This is a genomic window from Streptomyces sp. NPDC054866, from assembly GCF_053610745.1.
Genome location: NZ_JBSGZA010000010.1, coordinates 191615 through 212381 on the forward strand (window position 1 = coordinate 191615; position 20767 = coordinate 212381).

Genomic DNA, 20767 nt, shown 5'->3' on the forward strand with positions numbered 1-20767 from the left:
TCATAGGCTCGTCCCATGTCAGAGGTGTACGCGGCCCGCCGCGAGCGGCTGAGGGAGCGTTGTGCCGCGGGCGGCAGCGCGTCGGCGTTGGTGTCCCGTCCCGCCAACGTGCGGTATCTCGCGGGGGCGGCGCCCCAGGGCGCCGTGCTCCTGCTCGGCAGCGGCGAGGACCTGCTGCTGTGCTCCAGACCGCTCGGCGACCAGCAGGGCGAGGGGCGGCCCGACGAGAGGCTGCGGGTGCAGCTGCTCGACGCGGCCGGCGGAGACCCGGCCGTCGCGGGGGCCGACCTCGCGGCCACGCGGGGCGCCGATGCGCTCGCCGTGGAGGAGCACGACCTCACGGTCGCCCGGCATCGCGCGCTGAGATCGGTCGCGCCGCGGCTGCGGCTCACGGATCTCGGGGGAGCGGTCGAGCAACTGCGGCTCGTCAAGGACGAGGAGGAGATCTCCTGCCTGCGGATCGGCTCCGAGATCGCCGACCAGGCGCTCGGCGAACTCCTCGAATCCATCCTCGTAGGACGTACGGAGCGCCACCTCGCCCTTGAGCTGGAGCGCCGCCTCGTCGATCACGGGGCGGACGGGCCCGCCTTCCCGACCTCCGTCGGCACCGGGCCGAACTCCGGAAAGGGAGGCCACCGGCCGACGGACCGGCGGGTGGAGGAAGGGGATTTCCTCTCCGTGTGCCTGGGGGCCGACTATCGCGGTTATCGTTGTGAGATCGGGCGTACGTTCGTCATCGGTACGTCCCCCGCGGACTGGCAGATCGAGCTGTACGACCTGGTCTTCGCCGCTCAGCGGGCGGGCAGGGAGGCTCTCGTACCGGGCGCCGCCTACCGCGACATCGACCGCGCGGCACGCCTCGTACTGGACTCCGCGGGGTATGCGGACGGTCTCGCTCCGCTGATGGGACATGGGCTGGGGCTCGAAAACGACGAGGACCCGCAGTTGGCGCCCGCGGCCATGGGTAAACTGGACGCTTGCGTGCCGGTCACCGTCGAACCGGGGGTTCACATCCCGGGACGGGGTGGTGTCCGGATCGATGACACGCTCGTCGTGCGCCCCGAGGCGGACGGCGGACCCGAGCTACTCACCATTACGACCAAGGAGCTGCTCGCGCTCTAGCTTTCCGAGCTATGCGCGTGCGCCGGGGTCGTCCACGTCAGTCCAGGAGATTCCGCAACCGTGGCTTCCACGAACGACCTCAAGAACGGCCTGGTGCTCAAGCTCGACGGGGGCCAGCTCTGGTCCGTCGTCGAGTTCCAGCACGTCAAGCCCGGCAAGGGCCCTGCCTTTGTGCGCACCAAGCTCAAGAACGTGATGTCCGGCAAGGTCGTCGACAAGACGTTCAACGCCGGCGTGAAGGTCGACACGGCGACGATCGACAAGCGCGACATGCAGTTCTCCTACATGGACGGCGACTACTTCGTCTTCATGGACATGGAGACGTACGACCAGCTGCACGTCGACCGCAAGTCCGTCGGTGACGCCGCCAACTTCCTGATCGAGGGCTTCACGGCCTCCGTCGCGCAGCACGAGGGCGAAGTCCTCTTCGTCGAGCTGCCGGCCGCCGTCGAGCTGGTCATCCAGGAGACCGAGCCCGGCGTCCAGGGCGACCGCTCCACCGGCGGCACCAAGCCCGCGACGCTGGAGACCGGCCACCAGATCCAGGTGCCGCTCTTCATCACCACCGGCGAGAAGATCAAGGTCGACACCCGCACGAGCGACTACCTCGGCCGGGTGAACAGCTAACCGTGGCTGCTCGTAATACGGCCCGCAAGCGCGCCTTCCAGATTCTCTTCGAGGCCGACCAGCGTGGCGCAGATGTAGTGACGGTCCTCGCGGACTGGGTGCGCCACTCGCGGACCGATACCCGGCAGCCGCCGGTGAGCGAGTTCACGATGGAGCTGGTCGAGGGGTACGCGGATCACGCGCGCCGCATCGACGAGCTGATCTCGCAGTACGCCGTCGGGTGGACCCTGGACAGGATGCCGGTCGTCGACCGCAACATCCTGCGGCTCGGTGCCTACGAGCTGATCTGGGTCGACGAGACGCCGGACGCCGTGGTGCTCGACGAGTCCGTGCAGCTCGCCAAGGAGTTCTCCACGGACGATTCGCCGTCCTTCGTGAACGGCCTGCTCGGCCGCTTCAAGGATCTGAAGCCGGGTCTGCGCCGCGACGAGGCGTAAGCCTCCTACGCCGCTCAGAGGGCCCGCAGCACGTCGCTGCGGGCCCTCTGGCATGTCCGGGGGCTTCCGGTGCCTCTGTGGGCTCCCGAGGGCTCAGATGCGTACGTAAAACGCCGGGGTGGCCGGAACCCGATCGGTTCCGGCCACCCCGGCGTTACGTTTCTGCTCAAGTGTCCCTTGACGGATCAGACGTCGTCGTGGGCGACGGCGCGGCGGGCGTCCGCGTCCAGGACGCCCCAGCTGATCAGCTGCTCGGTGAGGACCGAGGGCGACTGGTCATAGATCACGGCGAGGGTGCGCAGGTCGTCCTGGCGGATCGAGAGCACCTTGCCGTTGTAGTCACCGCGCTGCGACTGGATCGTGGCGGCATATCGCTGGAGGGGGCCCGCCTTCTCGGCCGGGACGTGCGCGAGGCGCTCCAGGTCGAGCACGAGCTTCGGCGGCGGCTCGGCCGCGCCGCCCGGAGCGGTGCCGGGCAGCAGCTCCTGGACCGGGACGCCGTAGAAGTCCGCCAGCTCGGCAAGGCGCTGCACGGTCACGGCGCGGTCGCCGCGTTCGTACGAACCGACCACGACCGCCTTCCAGCGTCCCTGGGACTTCTCCTCGACACCGTGGAGGGAAAGGCCCTGCTGGGTACGGATGGCGCGGAGCTTGGCCCCGAGCTGTTTGGCGTATTCGCTGGACATATAGCTCCCCGGACGAAGAACGGTAACTCACTGTGAGGTTACGCAGCGTTACTTGGCTGCGTCAAGCCGAATGGTCCGTACCGGCACTTCTCAGGGGGGTCGTGACCGGCGGTGTTGCCCGTGCTGGTACCGTGGATGGCGCAATTCCGACGTCCTTTAAGGTCCGTCCCGTGAGGCGGAGAAGGAGGTCCGTTTCATATGGACTCGAACGACACGAACGAACCCGATGTCGCGCGCCCCGTGCTCGAAGGCCCGGACATCGCACGGGTGTTGACCCGTATCGCGCACGAGATCGTCGAGCGCGCCAAAGGCGCCGAGGACGTGGTGCTGCTCGGCATTCCCACCCGCGGCGTCTTCCTCGCCCGGCGCCTCGCCGAGAAGCTCGAAGAAATCACCGGACGCACGATCCCGGTTGGCTCACTCGACATCACGATGTACCGCGACGATCTGCGCATGCATCCGCCGCGCGCACTGGCCCGCACCGAGATCCCCGGTGACGGCATCGACGGCCGCCTCGTCGTCCTCGTCGACGACGTGCTCTTCTCCGGTCGCACCATCCGCGCCGCCCTCGACGGTCTGAACGACATCGGGCGCCCGCGCGCGGTGCAGCTCGCCGTCCTCGTCGACCGCGGCCACCGCGAACTCCCGATCCGCGCCGATTACGTCGGCAAGAACCTCCCCACGTCGCTGCGGGAGACGGTCAAGGTCCAGCTCGCCGAGGAGGACGGCCGCGACGCCGTGCTGCTCGGTGCCAAGCCCGCTTCCGCGTAGCACCGGCTCCCTCCACGGGCACCGGGGCACACCCCTGCGCGCCCGCGTGCCCGCACACCTCCACATGACGGAGTAAACCCAGATGATGCGACACCTCATCTCGGCCGCCGACCTCACCCGCGACGACGCCGTTCTCATCCTCGACACCGCCGAGGAGATGGCCCGGGTCGCCGACCGGCCGATCAAGAAGCTTCCCGCCCTGCGCGGACGCACGATCTGCAATCTGTTCTTCGAGGACTCGACGCGGACCCGGATCTCCTTCGAGGCCGCCGAGAAGCGCCTCTCCGCCGACGTCATCAACTTCGCCGCCAAGGGCTCCAGCGTCTCCAAGGGCGAGTCCCTCAAGGACACCGCCCAGACCCTGGAGGCGATGGGCGTCGACGCCGTCGTCATCCGGCACGGCGCGTCCGGCGCCCCCTACCGCCTCGCCACCTCCGGCTGGATCGACGCCCCGGTGATCAACGCCGGCGACGGCACCCACCAGCACCCCACGCAGGCCCTGCTCGACGCCTTCACCATGCGGCGCCGGCTCGTCGGCAAGGACGAGGGCCTCGGCAAGGACCTGAGCGGCAAGCGCATCACGCTCGTCGGCGACGTCCTGCACAGCCGGGTCGCGCGCTCGAACGTCGACCTGCTGCACACCTTGGGCGCCGAGGTCACCCTGGTCGCCCCGCCCACGCTCGTGCCGGTCGGCGTCGACAGCTGGCCCTGTGACGTGTCGTACGACCTGGACCGGGTGCTCCCGAAGTCCGACGCCGTGATGATGCTGCGCGTGCAGCGCGAGCGCATGAACGCCGCGTTCTTCCCGACCGAGCGCGAGTACTCGCGTCGCTACGGCCTGGACGGCGAGCGCATGGCGAAGATGCCCGAGCACGCCATCGTCATGCACCCCGGGCCGATGGTCCGCGGCATGGAGATCACCGCCGAGGTCGCCGACTCCGACCGCTGCACGGTCATCGAGCAGGTCGCCAACGGCGTCCACACCCGGATGGCCGTCCTCTACCTGCTCCTGGGCGGCAACGAACCCGCCGTCACCCACACCCGCCCCACCGGTTCCGAGGAGAAGTAAGACATGAGCAAGACCCTGATCCGTGGTGCGAAGGTCCTTGGCGGCGAGCCCCAGGACGTCCTGATCGACGGCGGGACCATCCTCGAAGTGGGGACCGGCATCGACGCGGGCGACGCGACCGTCGTCGAGGCCGAGGGCAAGATCCTGCTGCCCGGCCTCGTCGACCTGCACACCCACCTGCGCGAGCCCGGCCGCGAGGACTCCGAGACCGTCCTGACCGGTACGCGCGCCGCCGCGTCCGGCGGCTACACCGCCGTGTTCGCCATGGCCAACACCTTCCCCGTCGCCGACACCGCGGGCGTCGTCGAGCAGGTCTACCGCCTCGGCCAGGAAGGCGGTTACGCGGACGTCCAGCCCATCGGCGCCGTCACCGTCGGCCTGGAGGGCAAGAAGCTCGCCGAGCTCGGCGCCATGCACGAGTCCGCGGCCGGCGTCACCGTCTTCTCCGACGACGGCAAGTGCGTCGACGACGCCGTGATCATGCGCCGCGCCCTGGAGTACGTGAAGGCCTTCGGCGGCGTCGTCGCCCAGCACGCGCAGGAGCCCCGGCTCACCGAGGGCGCCCAGATGAACGAGGGCGTCGTCTCCGCCGAGCTGGGCCTCGGCGGCTGGCCCGCCGTCGCCGAGGAGTCGATCATCGCGCGTGACGTGCTGCTCGCCGAGCACGTCGGCTCGCGGGTGCACATCTGCCACCTGTCGACCGCCGGCTCGGTCGAGATCGTGCGCTGGGCGAAGTCGCGCGGCATCGACGTGACCGCCGAGGTCACCCCGCACCACCTGCTCCTGACCGACGAGATGGTCCGCTCGTACAACCCGGTCTACAAGGTCAACCCGCCGCTGCGCACCGAGCGCGACGTCATGGCGCTGCGCGAGGCCCTGGCCGACGGCACGATCGACATCGTCGCCACCGACCACGCCCCGCACCCCCACGAGGACAAGGACTGCGAGTGGGCCGCGGCCGCCATGGGCATGGTGGGCCTGGAGACCGCGCTCTCCGTCGTCCAGCAGACGATGGTCGAGACGGGCCTGCTCACCTGGGCCGCGGTCGCCGACCGGATGTCCGTCAAGCCCGCCGAGATCGGGCAGGCCAAGGGCCACGGACGCCCCGTCTCGGCAGGTGAGCCCGCGAACCTCACGCTTCTCGATCCGGCTTACCGTGGTGTCGTGGACCCCGCGGGCTTCGCCTCTCGCAGCGGCAACACCCCCTACGAGGGCCGTGAGCTGCCCGGCCGCGTGACGCACACGTGGCTGCGGGGCCGCGCCACGCTCGTCGACGGGAAGCTCGCGTGACCTCTCTGATCTCTGCCGCCGCAGCAAGTGCCATCGCCGCCGAGAAGAAGTCGGCGGACGTCACGGACTGGGCCGCTCGCGCGGGCTGGGTCGTCGGCCTTCTGCTCTTCATCGCGCTCGTCTACTGGCTGATGCGCGAGGGCTGGAAGTGGCGCGGCACGCTCCAGGGCGACCTGCCCGAGCTGCCCAGCGCGCCGAGCGAGCCGGGCCCGGCGAAACTTGAGCTCAGCGGCCGCTACCACGGCTCGACCACGGCAGGGCAGTGGCTCGACCGCATCGTGGCGCACGGCCTCGGTACCCGCAGCCGCGTGGAGCTGACGCTCACGGACGCGGGCCTCGATGTCGTACGCCCCGGGGCAGCCGACTTCTTCATCCCGGTCGCCCAGCTGCGCGAGGCCCGTCTCGACAAGGGCATCGCGGGCAAGGTCCTCGCGGAGGGCGGTCTGCTGATCGTCACCTGGGAACACGGCGAGAAGCTCATCGACTCGGGCTTCCGTTCGGACCACGCCGCTGAACAGGCGGACTGGGTCGAGGCCATCAACAACATGATCAACACCAGCACTACGGAAGGCACCGCACGATGACGACCTCCACCAGGGGAGCCTCCAAGACTCCCGCCGTTCTCGTCCTGGAGGACGGCCGCATCTTCCGCGGCCGCGCCTACGGGGCCGTGGGGGAGACCTTCGGCGAAGCGGTGTTCTCCACCGGCATGACCGGCTACCAGGAGACCCTCACCGACCCCTCGTACCACCGTCAGGTCGTCGTCATGACGGCTCCGCACGTCGGCAACACGGGCGTGAACGACGAGGACCCCGAGTCGAAGCGGATCTGGGTCGCCGGTTACGTCGTACGTGACCCCGCGCGCGTGCCCTCCAACTGGCGCTCCCAGCGCACCCTCGACGAGGAGCTCGTCCGCCAGGGCGTCGTCGGGATCAGCGGCGTCGACACCCGCGCCCTCACCCGCCACCTGCGTGAGCGCGGTGCGATGCGGGTCGGGATCTTCTCCGGCAGCGCGCTCCCCGACGAGGGCGTGATGCTCGCCGAGGTCCGCCAGCAGCCCGAGATGAAGGGCTCGAACCTCGCCGCGGAGGTCGCCACCAAGGAGACGTACGTCGTCCCCGCGATCGGCGAGAAGCGCTTCACCGTGGCCGCCGTCGACCTCGGCATCAAGGGCATGACCCCGCACCGCATGGCCGAGCGCGGCATCGAGGTGCACGTCCTGCCCGCCACCGCGACCGTCGAGGACATCTACGCGGTGAAGCCCGACGGCGTGTTCTTCTCGAACGGTCCCGGTGACCCGGCGACCGCGGACGGCCCTGTCGCCCTCATGCGAGCCGTCCTGGAGCGCAAGACCCCCCTCTTCGGCATCTGCTTCGGCAACCAGATCCTCGGCCGGGCGCTCGGCTTCGGCACGTACAAGCTGAAGTACGGCCACCGCGGCATCAACCAGCCCGTGCAGGACCGCACGACCGGCAAGGTCGAGGTCACCGCGCACAACCACGGCTTCGCCGTCGACGCGCCCCTCGACAAGGTCTCCGACACCCCCTACGGGCGCGCGGAGGTCTCCCACGTGTGCCTCAACGACCAGGTGGTGGAGGGGCTCCAGCTCCTCGACCAGCCCGCGTTCAGCGTCCAGTACCACCCCGAGGCAGCCGCGGGTCCGCACGACGCCGCGTACCTCTTCGACCGCTTCACGTCTTTGATGAACACCGTCCTGATGGAGGGCCAGCGTGCCTAAGCGCACCGATATCCAGTCCGTCCTGGTCATCGGCTCCGGCCCGATCGTCATCGGCCAGGCAGCGGAGTTCGACTACTCGGGCACCCAGGCGTGCCGCGTGCTCAAGGCCGAGGGCCTGCGCGTCATCCTGGTGAACTCGAACCCGGCGACGATCATGACCGACCCGGAGATCGCCGACGCCACGTACGTCGAGCCGATCACCCCCGAGTTCGTCGAGAAGATCATCGCCAAGGAGCGCCCCGACGCGCTCCTGCCCACCCTCGGTGGCCAGACCGCGCTCAACACCGCGATCTCCATGCACGAGCAGGGCGTCCTCGAGAAGTACGGCGTCGAACTCATCGGCGCCAACGTCGAGGCGATCAACAAGGGCGAGGACCGCGACCTCTTCAAGGGCGTCGTCGAAGAGGTCAACAAGAAGATCGGGCACGGGGAGTCCGCACGCTCGTACATCTGCCACTCCATGGACGACGTCCTCAAGGGCGTCGACGAGCTCGGCGGCTACCCCGTGGTCGTGCGTCCCTCCTTCACCATGGGCGGCGCCGGTTCCGGCTTCGCGCACGACGAGGAGGAGCTGCGTCGCATCGCCGGACAGGGCCTCACGCTCTCGCCGACCACCGAGGTGCTCCTGGAGGAGTCCATCCTCGGCTGGAAGGAGTACGAGCTGGAGCTGATGCGCGACAAGAACGACAACGTCGTGGTCGTCTGCTCCATCGAGAACTTCGACCCGATGGGCGTGCACACCGGCGACTCGATCACCGTCGCGCCCGCTATGACGCTGACCGACCGCGAGTACCAGACGCTGCGTGACGTCGGCATCGCGATCATCCGCGAGGTCGGCGTCGACACCGGCGGCTGCAACATCCAGTTCGCCATCGACCCGACGGACGGCCGGGTCATCGTCATCGAGATGAACCCGCGTGTCTCGCGGTCCTCCGCGCTGGCGTCGAAGGCCACCGGCTTCCCGATCGCGAAGATCGCCGCGAAGCTGGCCGTCGGCTACACGCTGGACGAGATCCCGAACGACATCACCGAGAAGACGCCGGCCTCCTTCGAGCCGACCCTCGACTACGTGGTGGTCAAGGCCCCGCGTTTCGCCTTCGAGAAGTTCCCCTCGGCGGACTCGACCCTCACGACCACCATGAAGTCGGTCGGCGAGGCCATGGCGATCGGCCGCAACTTCACCGAGGCGCTGCAGAAGGCGCTGCGGTCCCTGGAGAAGAAGGGCTCGCAGTTCACCTTCGTGGGCGAGCCCGGCGACAAGGCTCTTCTTCTGGAAGAAGCCGTCCGGCCGACCGACGGGCGCATCAACTCCGTCATGCAGGCCATCCGCGCCGGCGCCACCCCGGAGGAGGTCTTCGAGTCCACGAAGATCGACCCGTGGTTCGTCGACCAGCTCTTCCTGATCAAGGAGATCGCGGACGAGCTGACCGCCGCCGAGCGCCTGGACGCCGATCTGCTCGCCGAGGCCAAGCGGCACGGCTTCTCCGACGCCCAGATCGCCGAGATCCGCGGCCTGCGCGAGGACGTCGTCCGCGAGGTGCGGCACGCGCTCGGCGTGCGCCCCGTCTACAAGACGGTCGACACCTGCGCCGCCGAGTTCGCCGCGAAGACGCCGTACTTCTACTCCTCGTACGACGAGGAGAACGAGGTCGCCAAGCGCGAGAAGCCCGCGGTCATCATCCTGGGCTCGGGCCCCAACCGCATCGGCCAGGGCATCGAGTTCGACTACTCCTGCGTCCACGCCTCCTTCGCGCTGAGCGACGCGGGCTACGAGACCGTGATGGTCAACTGCAACCCCGAGACCGTCTCGACGGACTACGACACCTCCGACCGCCTCTACTTCGAGCCGCTCACGCTCGAAGACGTCCTGGAGATCGTCAACGTCGAGGCGCAGGCGGGGCCCATCGCGGGCGTCATCGTCCAGCTCGGCGGTCAGACCCCGCTGGGTCTCGCGCAGGCGCTCAAGGACAACGGCGTGCCGGTCGTGGGCACACCGCCCGAGGCCATCCACGCCGCCGAGGACCGCGGCGCCTTCGGGCGCGTGCTCGCGGAGGCCGGCCTGCCGGCGCCCAAGCACGGCACCGCGACCACGTTCGCCGAGGCCAAGGCCATCGCCGACGAGATCGGCTACCCCGTTCTCGTACGCCCGTCGTACGTGCTCGGCGGCCGCGGCATGGAGATCGTGTACGACGAGACCCGCCTCTCCGCGTACATCGAGGAGTCGACCGAGATCAGCCCCTCGCGGCCCGTGCTCGTCGACCGCTTCCTGGACGACGCGATCGAGATCGACGTGGACGCGCTCTACGACGGCCACGAGCTCTACCTCGGCGGCGTCATGGAGCACATCGAGGAGGCCGGCATCCACTCCGGCGACTCCGCGTGCGCGCTGCCCCCGATCACCCTCGGCGGCTACGACATCAAGCGCCTGCGGGCCTCCACGGAGGGCATCGCCAAGGGCGTCGGCGTGCGCGGGCTCATCAACATCCAGTTCGCGATGGCCGGGGACATCCTCTACGTCCTCGAAGCCAACCCGCGTGCCTCGCGCACCGTCCCCTTCACCTCGAAGGCGACCGCGGTGCCGCTGGCCAAGGCCGCGGCGCGCATCTCGCTCGGCGCGACCGTCGCCGAGCTGCGCGCCGAGGGCATGCTCCCGGCGACCGGCGACGGCGGCACGCTGCCGATGGACGCGCCGATCTCGGTGAAGGAAGCCGTCATGCCGTGGTCGCGCTTCCGCGACATCCACGGGCGTGGCGTCGACACCGTCCTCGGCCCGGAGATGCGCTCCACCGGTGAAGTCATGGGCATCGACTCGGTGTTCGGCACCGCGTACGCCAAGTCGCAGGCGGGCGCGTACGGTCCGCTGCCGACCAAGGGCCGCGCCTTCATCTCGGTGGCCAACCGCGACAAGCGCTCGATGATCTTCCCGGCGCGTGAACTGGTCGCGCACGGCTTCGAGTTGCTCGCCACGTCCGGCACGGCCGAGGTGCTCAAGCGCAACGGCATCAACGCCACGGTCGTGCGCAAGCAGTCCGAGGGCGAGGGCCCCAACGGCGAGAAGACGATCGTCCAGCTGATCCACGACGGCGCGGTCGACCTCATCGTCAACACCCCGTACGGCACGGGTGGCCGCCTCGACGGCTACGACATCCGTACGGCGGCGGTCTCCCGCTCCGTGCCGTGCCTGACGACGGTCCAGGCGCTCGCCGCCGCCGTCCAGGGCATCGACGCGCTCAACCACGGGGACGTGGGCGTCCGTTCACTCCAGGAACACGCGGAGCATCTGACCGCGGCCCGCGACTAGCAGCCCACTTGGGGGACACCGATCCGGTGTCCCCCTTCTGGTGAGGACACGTACATGTACAAGTTTTTCTTCAACCTCGTCTTCAAGCGCATGGACCCGGAGCAGGCCCACTACATGGCCTTCCGCTGGATCCGTCTCGCGGCCCGCATCCCCGTCCTTCGCACGTTCATCGCGGCCGTCCTCGCGCCGCGCCACAAGGAGCTGCGCACCGAGGCCCTCGGCCTTCGGATGCACGGGCCCTTCGGTCTCGCCGCGGGCTTCGACAAGAACGCCGTCGCGATCGACGGCATGTCGATGCTGGGCTTCGACCACATCGAGATCGGCACCGTCACGGGGGAGCCGCAGCCCGGCAACCCCAAGAAGCGGCTCTTCCGCCTCGTGCAGGACCGCGCGCTGATCAACCGCATGGGCTTCAACAATGAGGGCTCGGCGGCCGTGGCCGAGCGCCTGGGCGCCCGCAAGGCCGTCTTCCAGACGGTCGTGGGCGTGAACATCGGCAAGACCAAGGTCGTCCCCGAGGAGGAGGCCGCCGCCGACTACGTGAAGTCGACCGAGCGGCTCGCCGTCCACGCCGACTACCTCGTGGTGAACGTGTCGTCCCCGAACACCCCCGGCCTGCGCAACCTCCAGGCGACGGAGTCGCTGCGGCCGCTGCTCACCGCCGTACGCGAGGCGGCCGACCGGAGCGTCACCGGGCGGCGCGTGCCGCTCCTCGTGAAGATCGCCCCCGACCTGGCGGACGAGGACATCGACGCGGTCGCCGACCTGGCCGTCGAGCTCGGGCTCGACGGCATCATCGCCACGAACACGACCATCGCGCGCGAGAGCCTCGGTTTGCAATCCGAACCTTCGCTCTACGGAGAGACCGGCGGTCTGTCCGGAGCCCCCCTCAAGGAGCGCTCCCTGGAGGTCCTGCGCCGCCTCTACGCGCGCGTGGGCGACCGCATCACGCTCGTGGGCGTCGGCGGCATCGAGAACGCCGAGGACGCCTGGCAGCGGATCCTCGCCGGCGCCACCCTGGTGCAGGGCTACAGCGCGTTCATCTACGAAGGGCCCTTCTGGGGCCGTGCGATCCACAAGGGGCTCGCCGCCCGTCTGCGGGCGAGCTCGTACGCCACCCTCGCCGAGGCAGTCGGCGCCGACGTAAGGAAGTCCGCATGAGTGCCCTCGAACCCTTCGGTACGCGCCTGCGCCACGCCATGGACGAGCGCGGGCCCCTGTGCGTCGGCATCGACCCGCACGCGTCCCTGCTGTCCGCCTGGGGCCTGCACGACGACGTCGCGGGCCTGGAGCGGTTCACCGGGACCGTCGTCGAGGCGCTCGCGGGGAGCGTCGCGGTCTTCAAGCCGCAGAGCGCGTTCTTCGAGCGCTTCGGCTCGCGCGGCATCGCCGTACTGGAGAAGGCGGTCCAGGAGCTGCGCGCGGCCGGGGCCCTGGTGGTCATGGACGCCAAGCGCGGCGACATCGGCTCGACGATGGCCGCGTACGCCGAGACCTTCCTGCACAAGGACTCGCCGCTGTTCAGCGACGCCCTCACGGTCTCGCCCTACCTCGGCTACGGCTCGCTGAAGCCGGCCGTCGACCTCGCGCGCGAGAACGGCACCGGGCTCTTCGTGCTCGCCCTCACCTCCAACCCCGAGGGCGCCGAGGTGCAGCACGCGGTGCGCGAGGACGGCCGCACGATCGGCGCGACGATGCTCGGGCACCTGGCGGCGGAGAACGCGGGTGCGGAGCCCCTGGGGTCCTTCGGTGCCGTCGTAGGGGCCACGCTGGGTGACCTGTCCTCGTACGACCTCGCTGTCAACGGTCCGCTGCTCGCCCCCGGCATCGGGGCGCAGGGTGCCACTCCGGCGGATCTGCCGGGGGTCTTCGGAGACGCCGTGCGCAATGTCGTGCCGAGCGTCAGCCGGGGTGTTCTGCGTCACGGTCCCGACGTGGTGGGTCTGCGCCTCGCCGCGAGCCGCTTCGCGGACGAGATCCGTGAGGCCGTCGCCTCGGCCTGAGGGTGTTTTTCCGTCTTCGAACGACGTGTCCGGCCACGTCCTTACGTTTCGTTGATGGCTCACCGGACCAAATCCGGGGTGAAATGCCCGAAATGCACACCTCGGTAGAGGCTGACCAGGACTTTTCGTCTGTTCTCGCTGACTCCGGCGGCCATGCCCGCTAGTCTCCGACGAGAGCGAACGGGCAAGCGCGTTGCACGTTGCTCACCAGGTGTGGGGCGACTAGGTTCCTCACCGGTCCGTATCCGACAGTTCGACATCCGAGGTGACGTAGGCGTGGCTCTTCCGCCCCTTACCCCTGAACAGCGCGCAGCCGCGCTCGAAAAGGCCGCCGCGGCTCGCCGGGAGCGGGCCGAGGTCAAGAATCGACTCAAGCACTCCGGCGCCTCTCTTCATGAGGTCATCAAGCAGGGACAGGAGAACGATGTCATCGGCAAGATGAAGGTCTCCGCTCTCCTGGAGTCCCTGCCCGGCGTGGGCAAGGTCCGCGCCAAGCAGATCATGGAGCGTCTTGGCATCTCCGAGAGCCGCCGTGTGCGCGGTCTCGGCTCCAACCAGATCGCCTCCTTGGAGCGTGAGTTCGGTGGTGGCGCTGCCTGACGTTCTCAGGCACTCCTGAGAACCTGGATAATCGCTGCATGGCTGCAACATCCCGGGGGACGACCCCCGTGCCCCCGGACGTACGTCCGCGGCTGACCGTGCTCTCCGGCCCCTCAGGGGTCGGCAAGAGCACGGTCGTCGCTCATATGCGCAAAGAACACCCCGAGGTCTGGCTCTCGGTCTCGGCCACCACCCGGAAGCCGCGTCCCGGCGAGAAGGACGGTGTCCACTACTTCTTCGTCTCCGACGATGAGATGGACAAGCTGATCGCCAACGGCGAGCTCCTGGAGTGGGCCGAGTTCGCGGGCAACCGCTACGGCACGCCGCGGGGCGCCGTCCTTCAGCGCCTGGAGGCGGGCGAGCCCGTCCTCCTGGAGATCGATCTGCAGGGCGCGCGCCTGGTCCGCGAGTCGATGTCCGAGGCGCAGCTGGTCTTCCTCGCCCCGCCGAGCTGGGAGGAGCTGGTCCGCCGGCTCACCGGCCGGGGGACCGAGGCGCCCGAGGTGATCGAGCGCAGGCTCGGCGCCGCGAAGATCGAACTCGCCGCGGAGGCCGAGTTCGATACGACCCTGGTCAATACCTCCGTCGAGGATGTAGCGCGTGAGCTGCTAGCCTTGATGAAAGTTGTTTGATCTTCATCCTCAGTAACCCGGTTTGATCTTCCATTTTCATTCGAAGGTCATTCCTGAGGTCAATCCCCATCGGAAGGCAGAGAGTGTCCTCTTCCATCACTGCGCCCGAGGGCATCATCAACCCGCCGATTGATGAGCTCCTCGAAGCGACCGACTCGAAGTACAGCCTCGTGATCTACGCCGCCAAGCGCGCGCGCCAGATCAACGCGTACTACTCGCAGCTCGGTGAGGGCCTGCTGGAGTACGTCGGCCCGCTGGTGGACACGCACGTCCACGAGAAGCCGCTCTCGATCGCGCTCCGCGAGATCAACGCGGGTCTGCTGACGTCCGAGGCCATCGAGGGCCCGGCTCAGTAGTTTCTCCGCTTGAGTTTCTTCACTTGCAGTTCTTCCCCACAGGCCCGGCAGCGCGACTGCCGGGCCTGTGGTGTGTCATGGAGTCGTACGTTCCCCGGTGCGGGGAACACAAGTGCGGGGAGGCACGGGTGGGTAAGCCCAAGGTCGTTCTGGGGGTCAGCGGCGGAATCGCCGCGTACAAGGCCTGTGAGCTGCTGCGGCGGCTGACCGAGTCGGGCCATGACGTACGCGTCGTACCGACCGAGTCGGCGCTGCACTTCGTGGGCGCCGCGACCTGGTCGGCGCTGTCCGGCAACCCGGTCTCGACCGAGGTGTGGGACTCCGTCCACGAGGTGCCCCACGTGCGGATCGGCCAGGCCGCGGACGTCGTGATCGTCGCCCCCGCGACGGCCGACATGATGGCCAAGGCGGCCCACGGCCTCGCCGACGACCTCCTGACGAACACGCTCCTCACCGCCCGCTGTCCGGTGATCTTCGCGCCCGCCATGCACACGGAGATGTGGGAGCACCCGGCCACGCAGGAGAACGTCGCCACGCTGCGCCGCCGCGGCGCCCTCGTCATCGAGCCCGCCGTCGGCCGCCTCACGGGCGTGGACACGGGCAAGGGCCGCTTCCCCGACCCGGTGGAGCTCTTCGAGGTCGTACGCCGTGTCCTGGCGCGCGGCGACCTGGCCCGCGACCTCGCGGGGCGGCACGTCGTCGTCAGCGCGGGCGGCACGCGCGAGCCGCTCGACCCGGTCCGCTTCCTGGGCAACCGTTCCTCCGGCAAGCAGGGGTACGCGCTGGCCCGCAGCGCGGCAGCGCGGGGCGCCCGCGTCACGCTCGTATCGGCGAACGCGGCCCTTCCGGAACCCGCGGGAGTCGACGTCGTGCCCGTCGGCACCGCTGTCCAGCTCCGCGAGGCGGTCCTGAAGGCGTCCGCGGACGCCGACGCCCTGGTGATGGCGGCGGCCGTGGCTGATTTCCGCCCCGAGACGTACGCGACCGGAAAGATCAAGAAGAGGGACGGTCAGGAGCAGCCCCCGATCGCCCTGGTCCGCAACCCCGACATCCTCGCCGAGATCGCCGGAGACCGGCCGCGCCCCGGCCAGATCGTCGTCGGCTTCGCCGCCGAGACGGACGACGTGCTCGCCAACGGCCGCGCCAAACTGGAGCGCAAGGGCTGTGACCTGCTCGTCGTCAACGAAGTGGGCGAGCGCAAGACGTTCGGCTCCGAGGAGAACGAGGCGGTCGTGCTCGGCGCGGACGGCAGCGAGACCGCGGTGCCGTACGGCCCGAAGGAAGTGCTCGCGGACACGGTCTGGGATCTCGTGGTGGAACGCCTGGCGACGCCTGCCGACGAATTCCTGAAAAAATAGGGGTGACCCCCAGAAGAAACCCCCTGCCCTGGCCACAGCAGAACAGGGGTGGAAACCTGGGCTCGAATGCCACATTCGTCCCACTGGGCGCCTCAAACCCGGGAAATTCGGGCGTGAGGCCCTCTGGTGGAGACCGATCGTCGTACCGCACAATGCAGTGCCGCAGGTCACAGCACTCCCAAGTGGCGAGACACGTGGTCCGGCGGCCGAGTGCGACCGATAAACTGGTCTCGGACGACGCCGGGCGCAGCTCCCGGCCCGTCCACCAATGATCAGCCAGCAGCCGCTGCAACCACAGGGAGCGATGTGTCCCGCCGTCTCTTCACCTCGGAGTCTGTGACCGAGGGTCACCCCGACAAGATCGCTGACCAGATCAGCGACACCATTCTCGACGCGCTTCTGCGGGAGGACCCGAAATCCCGGGTCGCCGTGGAGACGCTGATCACCACCGGCCTGGTGCACGTGGCCGGCGAGGTGACGACCAAGGCGTACGCGCCGATCGCGCAGCTGGTGCGCGACAAGATCCTCGAGATCGGTTACGACTCCTCGAAGAAGGGCTTCGACGGCGCCTCCTGTGGCGTCTCGGTGTCCATCGGCTCGCAGTCCCCCGACATCGCGCAGGGCGTCGACACGGCGTACGAGCAGCGTGTCGAGGGCGACGAGGACGAGCTCGACAAGCAGGGCGCCGGCGACCAGGGCCTGATGTTCGGCTACGCCTGCGACGAGACGCCGGAGCTGATGCCGCTCCCGATCCACCTCGCGCACCGTCTCTCGCGCCGCCTGTCCGAGGTCCGCAAGAACGGGACCATCCCGTACCTGCGCCCCGACGGCAAGACCCAGGTCACCATCGAGTACGACGGCGACAAGGCCGTCCGCCTCGACACCGTCGTGGTCTCCTCGCAGCACGCCTCGGACATCGACCTGGACTCGCTCCTGGCCCCCGACATCCGGGAGTTCGTGGTCGAGGCCGAGCTGAAGGCCCTCCTCGACGACGGCATCAAGCTCGACACCGACGGCTACCGCCTCCTGGTGAACCCGACCGGGCGCTTCGAGATCGGCGGCCCGATGGGCGACGCCGGCCTCACCGGCCGCAAGATCATCATCGACACGTACGGCGGCATGGCCCGCCACGGCGGCGGCGCCTTCTCCGGCAAGGACCCCTCCAAGGTCGACCGCAGCGCCGCGTACGCGATGCGCTGGGTCGCCAAGAACGTCGTCGCCGCGGGCCTCGCCGCCCGCTGCGAGGTCCAGGTCGCGTACGCGATCGGCAAGGCCGAGCCGGTGGGCCTTTTCGTGGAGACGTTCGGCACGGCCACGGTCGACACCGACAAGATCGAGGCCGCCATCTCGGAGGTCTTCGACCTCCGCCCGGCCGCGATCATCCGCGACCTGGACCTGCTGCGCCCGATCTACGCCCAGACCGCCGCGTACGGCCACTTCGGCCGCGCCATCCCCGACTTCACGTGGGAGCGGACGGACCGGGTGGAGGCGCTGCGGAAGGCTGCGGGGCTGTAACCGGCAGTTGGCTTTTCGGGGCCCGGCTTCCTCTCGGGGGAGCCGGGCTTCGTCGTGCCGTGGTGGATATCGGGCTCGTGGCCGTGTCAGTGGGGTCTGGTAGGAATGCTGCTGTGAGCAGCGAGGATCAGAAATCTGAGGGGGGCGGCGGGGCCGAGCCCCCCGAGCAGCTTGCGCTCATTCGGGAAGCGGTGCGCAAGGCCGAGGTGCCGCGGGCGAAGCCTCGGACGTGGCGGGGGGCCGCGTTGGCGAAGAGTCTGCCCGTGGCTCGCGTCCTTGTTGATAAGGGCGTGCTGCATCTTGATCGGTACTTCGATTACGCGGTGCCCGAGGAACTGGACGAGCAGGCTCAGCCCGGGGTGCGGGTTCGGGTGCGGTTCGGGGCCGGGGCGCGGAACGTTCGGGGTGGGCGGCGTGAGGGTGGGGGGTTGATCGACGGGTTTCTTGTGGAGCGCGTTGCGGAGACCGACTACTCCGGGCCGCTGGCCGCGCTCGCGCAGGTCGTTTCGCCTGAGCCTGTGCTCGACGGCGAGTTGCTCGGGTTGGCGCGTGCTGTGGCCGATCGGTATGCGGGGAGCCTTGCCGATGTGTTGCAGCTGGCGGTTCCGCCTCGGCATGCTCGGGCCGAGGCGCGGGCAGCGGGGGAGGCTCCTGCCGCTCCTGCCGCGCCTGACGTGGGGACCTGGCGGCGGTATGGGCATGGGGCCGAGTTTTTGGGGGCGCTGGCTTCCGGGGGTGCGCCTCGGGCTGTGTGGACCGCCCTTCCCGGGCCCGAGTGGGCCGAGGAGATCGCCAGGGCCGTGCAGGCGACTCTTGCATCGGGGCGGGGGGCACTGGTTGTCGTGCCTGCTGGGCGGCCCGCGGCGCGGGTTGATGCGGCGCTGACCCAGCTGATGGGGGCGGGGCAGCATGCTCTGCTCACCGCTGACGTGGGGCAGGAGAAGCGGTATCGGGAGTGGCTTTCTGTGCGGCGCGGTGCCGTTCGGGCCGTCGTGGGCACTCGGGCCGCCATGTTCGCCCCCGTACGGAATCTCGGGCTCGTCGTGATCTGGGACGACGGCGATGCCAGCCACAGCGATGACAACGCTCCCTTCCCACATGTGCGGGAGGTGTTGGAGCTTCGGGCCTCGCGGGACAAGTGCGGGTTTCTGCTGGGGAGTTGGAGTTGCACCGTTGAGGCCGCGCAGCTGGTGGAGAGTGGGTGGGCGGCGCCGCTGGTCGCCGATCGTGAGCAGGTACGGGGGGCCGCGCCGCTCGTACGGACCGTGGGGGACGGCGACCTTGCCCGGGACGAGGCGGCTCGGGCCGCGCGGCTTCCGACGCTGGCCTGGAACGTGGTGCGGGAGGGGCTGAAGCATGGGCCTGTGCTGGTCCAGGTGCCTCGGCGGGGGTACGTGCCTCGGCTCGCCTGCGAGCGGTGCAGGGAGCCCGCGCGGTGCCGGCACTGTGCGGGGCCGTTGGAGGCGCGGGACGGCGGCGGGCTGTGGTGCGGCTGGTGCGGGGTGGAGGAAGGTGCCTGGCACTGCGGGGAGTGCGGGGGGTTCCGGCTGCGGGCGCAGATCGTGGGGGCGCGGCGTACGGCCGAGGAGTTGGGGCGGGCGTTTCCGGCGGTGCCGGTGCGGACGTCGGGGCGTGAGCAGGTTCTGGACACCGTGGCGGGTACGCCCGCGCTGGTGGTGAGTACTCCGGGGGCGGAGCCGGTCGCCGAGGGCGGCTATGCCGCTGCCCTGCTGCTGGACGGGTGGGCCATGCTGGGGCGGCCCGATCTGCGGGCCGGGGAGGATGCGTTGCGGCGGTGGATCGCGGCCTCTGCCCTGGTGCGGCCCCAGGGGGCGGGCGGGACCGTGGTGGTCGTCGCCGAGCCGACCCTGCGGCCCGTGCAGGCCCTTGTGCGGTGGGATCCCGTGGGGCATGCGGTGCGGGAGCTTTCCGAGCGGGCAGAGCTGGGGTTTCCGCCCGTGTCGCGGATGGCCTCCGTGGCGGGGACTTCGGAGGCGCTTTCCGGGTTTCTCGCGGCGGCCGAACTGCCGGGGGACGCGGCGGTGTTGGGGCCCGTTCCGGTGCCGGACGCGGGGCCCGGCCCCACGCGGCGGGCCGGGGCCGCGCCGGCCGGGGAGCGGTGGGAGCGGGTGCTGATCAGGGTGCCGCCGGGGAGCGGCGCCGCGCTCGCCGCTTCGCTGAAGGTGGCGCAGGCCGCGCGGATGGCGCGGGGGGCCGCGGAGCCTGTGCGGATTCGGGTGGACCCGCTGGATATCGGCTAGGCCGCCTTGCTGCTGTGCTCCGTCCGGGGGCGAGTGCGGGCGTGGCTCCTCTGGGGGTGCTGCCTGGCGGTGTCCGGTGTCCGGTGCCCGGGTTCGGGGTTGGGGCGGGGTGTTCCGCCCGTGGGGAAGTCTGCGTACGGCGGGGCGGACCGGGGCGGTCGGGGCAGTCAGGCAGCCGTGGCTTCGGGCGGGGGCCTCTGCCCGGGTGGAGCGTTCGCTCGCAACGGCGGCGGCTGCTCGCACCGGCGGCGTTCGCTCGCGACGACGGGGCCGCTCGCAACGGTGGCGGCTGCCCGCACCGGCGGCGGCAGCTCGCAACGGCGGCGTTCGCTCGCGACGACGGGGCCGCTCGCAACGGCGGTGGCCGCCCACAACGACGGCGGCTGCCCGCGCCGGGGAAACCGGTAGGGCAGCCGCCGAGTTGTCGTGGTCAGCCGTTGCGTGGGCCCGGGAAAGCGTTGGGGCGGGGGTCCTCGCGGAGGGCGGGGCTGCCTGCCGTGGGCTGGGTCGGCATCGCGCGGGCCGCGGGGACCGAGGGGAGGGGGGCGCCGACCGGGACCGGAGGGCGGGCGGCCGCGGGGGCGGGGATCGTCTCCGTGGCGCGCTCCGCTTCCGCCGCCGCCTGTGTCGTGGCCCGGCGGGCCCCGTAACGGCGGTGCACCGCCTGCTTGGTGACCCCGAGGGCCGAGCCCACCGCGTCCCACGAGAAGCCCAGCGAGCGGTCGAAGTCGACCGCGGCGGTCACCAACGTCTCGACGCTGTCCCGCAGTTCTTGGGCGAGGCGGACGGTCGGGGCGGGGGCCCGCCCGTACACGACGAAGCCCGCGGAGGGGCTTGAGCGGCGCGGGCGGTAGACGTTGCCGAGCTGGGCGGTGAGCGTACGCAGTGCGTCCACCTGCCGGCGGACCCGCTCGATGTCCCGCACCAGAAGGTGCAGGCTGGCCCGTGCCTGGGCGTCGTGGGTTGCGTGGTCGGCCATGAACAAGCCTCTCGAACCGGCG

General features: G+C 70.1%; 19 protein-coding genes. 17 read left to right on the top strand and 2 right to left on the bottom strand.

What is annotated here, in order from left to right:
• Positions 1-15: 15 nt before the first annotated feature.
• Genes ACWGI2_RS37245 through nusB form a run of 3 tightly spaced genes read left to right on the top strand, consistent with a single transcriptional unit; the run spans position 16 to position 2186 of the window.
• Positions 16-1122 carry an aminopeptidase P family protein gene (locus ACWGI2_RS37245; RefSeq protein WP_453700261.1) on the top strand — a complete coding sequence of 369 codons (1107 nt, stop codon included), beginning with the start codon at positions 16-18 and terminating at the stop codon, positions 1120-1122.
• A gap of 60 nt (positions 1123-1182) precedes the next feature.
• Entirely contained in the window at positions 1183-1749 is a 567-nt protein-coding gene (efp, locus tag ACWGI2_RS37250) for an elongation factor P (RefSeq protein ID WP_160503769.1), read from the top strand.
• A gap of 2 nt (positions 1750-1751) precedes the next feature.
• Entirely contained in the window at positions 1752-2186 is a 435-nt protein-coding gene (gene nusB, locus ACWGI2_RS37255; RefSeq protein WP_453700263.1) for a transcription antitermination factor NusB, read from the top strand.
• A 185-nt stretch (positions 2187-2371) separates the two neighbouring features.
• Here the strand turns inward: nusB and bldD are convergent, their stop codons facing one another.
• On the bottom strand, positions 2372-2872 hold the full coding sequence (gene bldD, locus ACWGI2_RS37260; protein WP_135330908.1) for a transcriptional regulator BldD: 501 nt from the start codon (positions 2870-2872) through the stop codon (positions 2372-2374).
• A 198-nt stretch (positions 2873-3070) separates the two neighbouring features.
• Here bldD and pyrR point away from each other — a divergent pair, with 198 nt between their 5' ends.
• From pyrR to ACWGI2_RS37330, 14 genes are all read left to right on the top strand, one after another.
• The gene (gene pyrR / locus ACWGI2_RS37265; protein WP_363211019.1) at positions 3071-3643 is read left to right on the top strand and encodes a bifunctional pyr operon transcriptional regulator/uracil phosphoribosyltransferase PyrR; all 573 of its coding nucleotides are present in this window, start codon (positions 3071-3073) and stop codon (positions 3641-3643) included.
• 82 nt (positions 3644-3725) lie between these two features.
• Complete coding sequence (locus ACWGI2_RS37270) at positions 3726-4712, top strand: aspartate carbamoyltransferase catalytic subunit (protein ID WP_453700265.1); 987 nt, start codon at positions 3726-3728, stop codon at positions 4710-4712.
• A gap of 3 nt (positions 4713-4715) precedes the next feature.
• Positions 4716-6002, top strand: a complete 1287-nt coding sequence (locus tag ACWGI2_RS37275; protein WP_453700267.1) for a dihydroorotase — start codon at positions 4716-4718, stop codon at positions 6000-6002.
• 5 nt (positions 6003-6007) lie between these two features.
• Complete coding sequence (locus ACWGI2_RS37280) at positions 6008-6586, top strand: PH-like domain-containing protein (protein ID WP_453700391.1); 579 nt, start codon at positions 6008-6010, stop codon at positions 6584-6586.
• Positions 6583-7740 (top strand): glutamine-hydrolyzing carbamoyl-phosphate synthase small subunit, encoded by a 1158-nt coding sequence (carA, locus tag ACWGI2_RS37285; RefSeq protein WP_453700268.1) that lies wholly within the window; start codon positions 6583-6585, stop codon positions 7738-7740. The genes ACWGI2_RS37280 and carA overlap by 4 nt, the downstream gene beginning before the upstream one ends.
• On the top strand, positions 7733-11041 hold the full coding sequence (gene carB, locus ACWGI2_RS37290) for a carbamoyl-phosphate synthase large subunit (protein ID WP_453700270.1): 3309 nt from the start codon (positions 7733-7735) through the stop codon (positions 11039-11041). Before carA ends, carB begins: the two co-directional genes overlap by 8 nt.
• A 54-nt stretch (positions 11042-11095) precedes the next feature.
• The gene (locus ACWGI2_RS37295; RefSeq protein ID WP_453700271.1) at positions 11096-12202 is read left to right on the top strand and encodes a quinone-dependent dihydroorotate dehydrogenase; all 1107 of its coding nucleotides are present in this window, start codon (positions 11096-11098) and stop codon (positions 12200-12202) included.
• Complete coding sequence (pyrF, locus tag ACWGI2_RS37300) at positions 12199-13044, top strand: orotidine-5'-phosphate decarboxylase (RefSeq protein WP_453700273.1); 846 nt, start codon at positions 12199-12201, stop codon at positions 13042-13044. The genes ACWGI2_RS37295 and pyrF overlap by 4 nt, the downstream gene beginning before the upstream one ends.
• 276 nt (positions 13045-13320) lie before the next feature.
• Positions 13321-13644, top strand: coding sequence for an integration host factor (locus ACWGI2_RS37305; protein WP_005319887.1), 324 nt, complete (start codon positions 13321-13323; stop codon positions 13642-13644).
• Between the two features lie 38 nt (positions 13645-13682).
• Positions 13683-14276 (top strand): guanylate kinase, encoded by a 594-nt coding sequence (gene gmk, locus ACWGI2_RS37310; protein WP_453399536.1) that lies wholly within the window; start codon positions 13683-13685, stop codon positions 14274-14276.
• 83 nt (positions 14277-14359) lie between these two features.
• Positions 14360-14632 carry a DNA-directed RNA polymerase subunit omega gene (gene rpoZ / locus ACWGI2_RS37315; protein ID WP_005319902.1) on the top strand — a complete coding sequence of 91 codons (273 nt, stop codon included), beginning with the start codon at positions 14360-14362 and terminating at the stop codon, positions 14630-14632.
• Positions 14633-14760: 128 nt separating this feature from the next.
• Positions 14761-15990, top strand: coding sequence for a bifunctional phosphopantothenoylcysteine decarboxylase/phosphopantothenate--cysteine ligase CoaBC (gene coaBC, locus ACWGI2_RS37320; RefSeq protein ID WP_453700275.1), 1230 nt, complete (start codon positions 14761-14763; stop codon positions 15988-15990).
• Between the two features lie 306 nt (positions 15991-16296).
• Positions 16297-17505, top strand: coding sequence for a methionine adenosyltransferase (gene metK / locus ACWGI2_RS37325; protein WP_453399538.1), 1209 nt, complete (start codon positions 16297-16299; stop codon positions 17503-17505).
• A 113-nt stretch (positions 17506-17618) separates the two neighbouring features.
• On the top strand, positions 17619-19766 hold the full coding sequence (locus tag ACWGI2_RS37330; RefSeq protein ID WP_453700276.1) for a primosomal protein N': 2148 nt from the start codon (positions 17619-17621) through the stop codon (positions 19764-19766).
• A 430-nt stretch (positions 19767-20196) separates the two neighbouring features.
• On the opposite strand, the gene ACWGI2_RS37335 is transcribed toward ACWGI2_RS37330, so the two are convergent.
• Positions 20197-20745 (bottom strand): hypothetical protein, encoded by a 549-nt coding sequence (locus ACWGI2_RS37335; protein ID WP_453399540.1) that lies wholly within the window; start codon positions 20743-20745, stop codon positions 20197-20199.
• Between the last annotated feature and the right edge of the window lie 22 nt (positions 20746-20767).

Coding starts and splice junctions, on each gene's coding strand:
- ACWGI2_RS37295 (WP_453700271.1), top strand. CDS start 11,096: ATGTACAAGTTTTTCTTCAACCTCGTCTTCAAGCGCATGGACCCGGAG.
- pyrR (WP_363211019.1), top strand. CDS start 3,071: ATGGACTCGAACGACACGAACGAACCCGATGTCGCGCGCCCCGTGCTC.
- ACWGI2_RS37245 (WP_453700261.1), top strand. CDS start 16: ATGTCAGAGGTGTACGCGGCCCGCCGCGAGCGGCTGAGGGAGCGTTGT.
- gmk (WP_453399536.1), top strand. CDS start 13,683: ATGGCTGCAACATCCCGGGGGACGACCCCCGTGCCCCCGGACGTACGT.
- ACWGI2_RS37270 (WP_453700265.1), top strand. CDS start 3,726: ATGATGCGACACCTCATCTCGGCCGCCGACCTCACCCGCGACGACGCC.
- ACWGI2_RS37335 (WP_453399540.1), bottom strand. CDS start 20,745: ATGGCCGACCACGCAACCCACGACGCCCAGGCACGGGCCAGCCTGCAC.
- carA (WP_453700268.1), top strand. CDS start 6,583: ATGACGACCTCCACCAGGGGAGCCTCCAAGACTCCCGCCGTTCTCGTC.
- bldD (WP_135330908.1), bottom strand. CDS start 2,872: ATGTCCAGCGAATACGCCAAACAGCTCGGGGCCAAGCTCCGCGCCATC.
- ACWGI2_RS37275 (WP_453700267.1), top strand. CDS start 4,716: ATGAGCAAGACCCTGATCCGTGGTGCGAAGGTCCTTGGCGGCGAGCCC.
- pyrF (WP_453700273.1), top strand. CDS start 12,199: ATGAGTGCCCTCGAACCCTTCGGTACGCGCCTGCGCCACGCCATGGAC.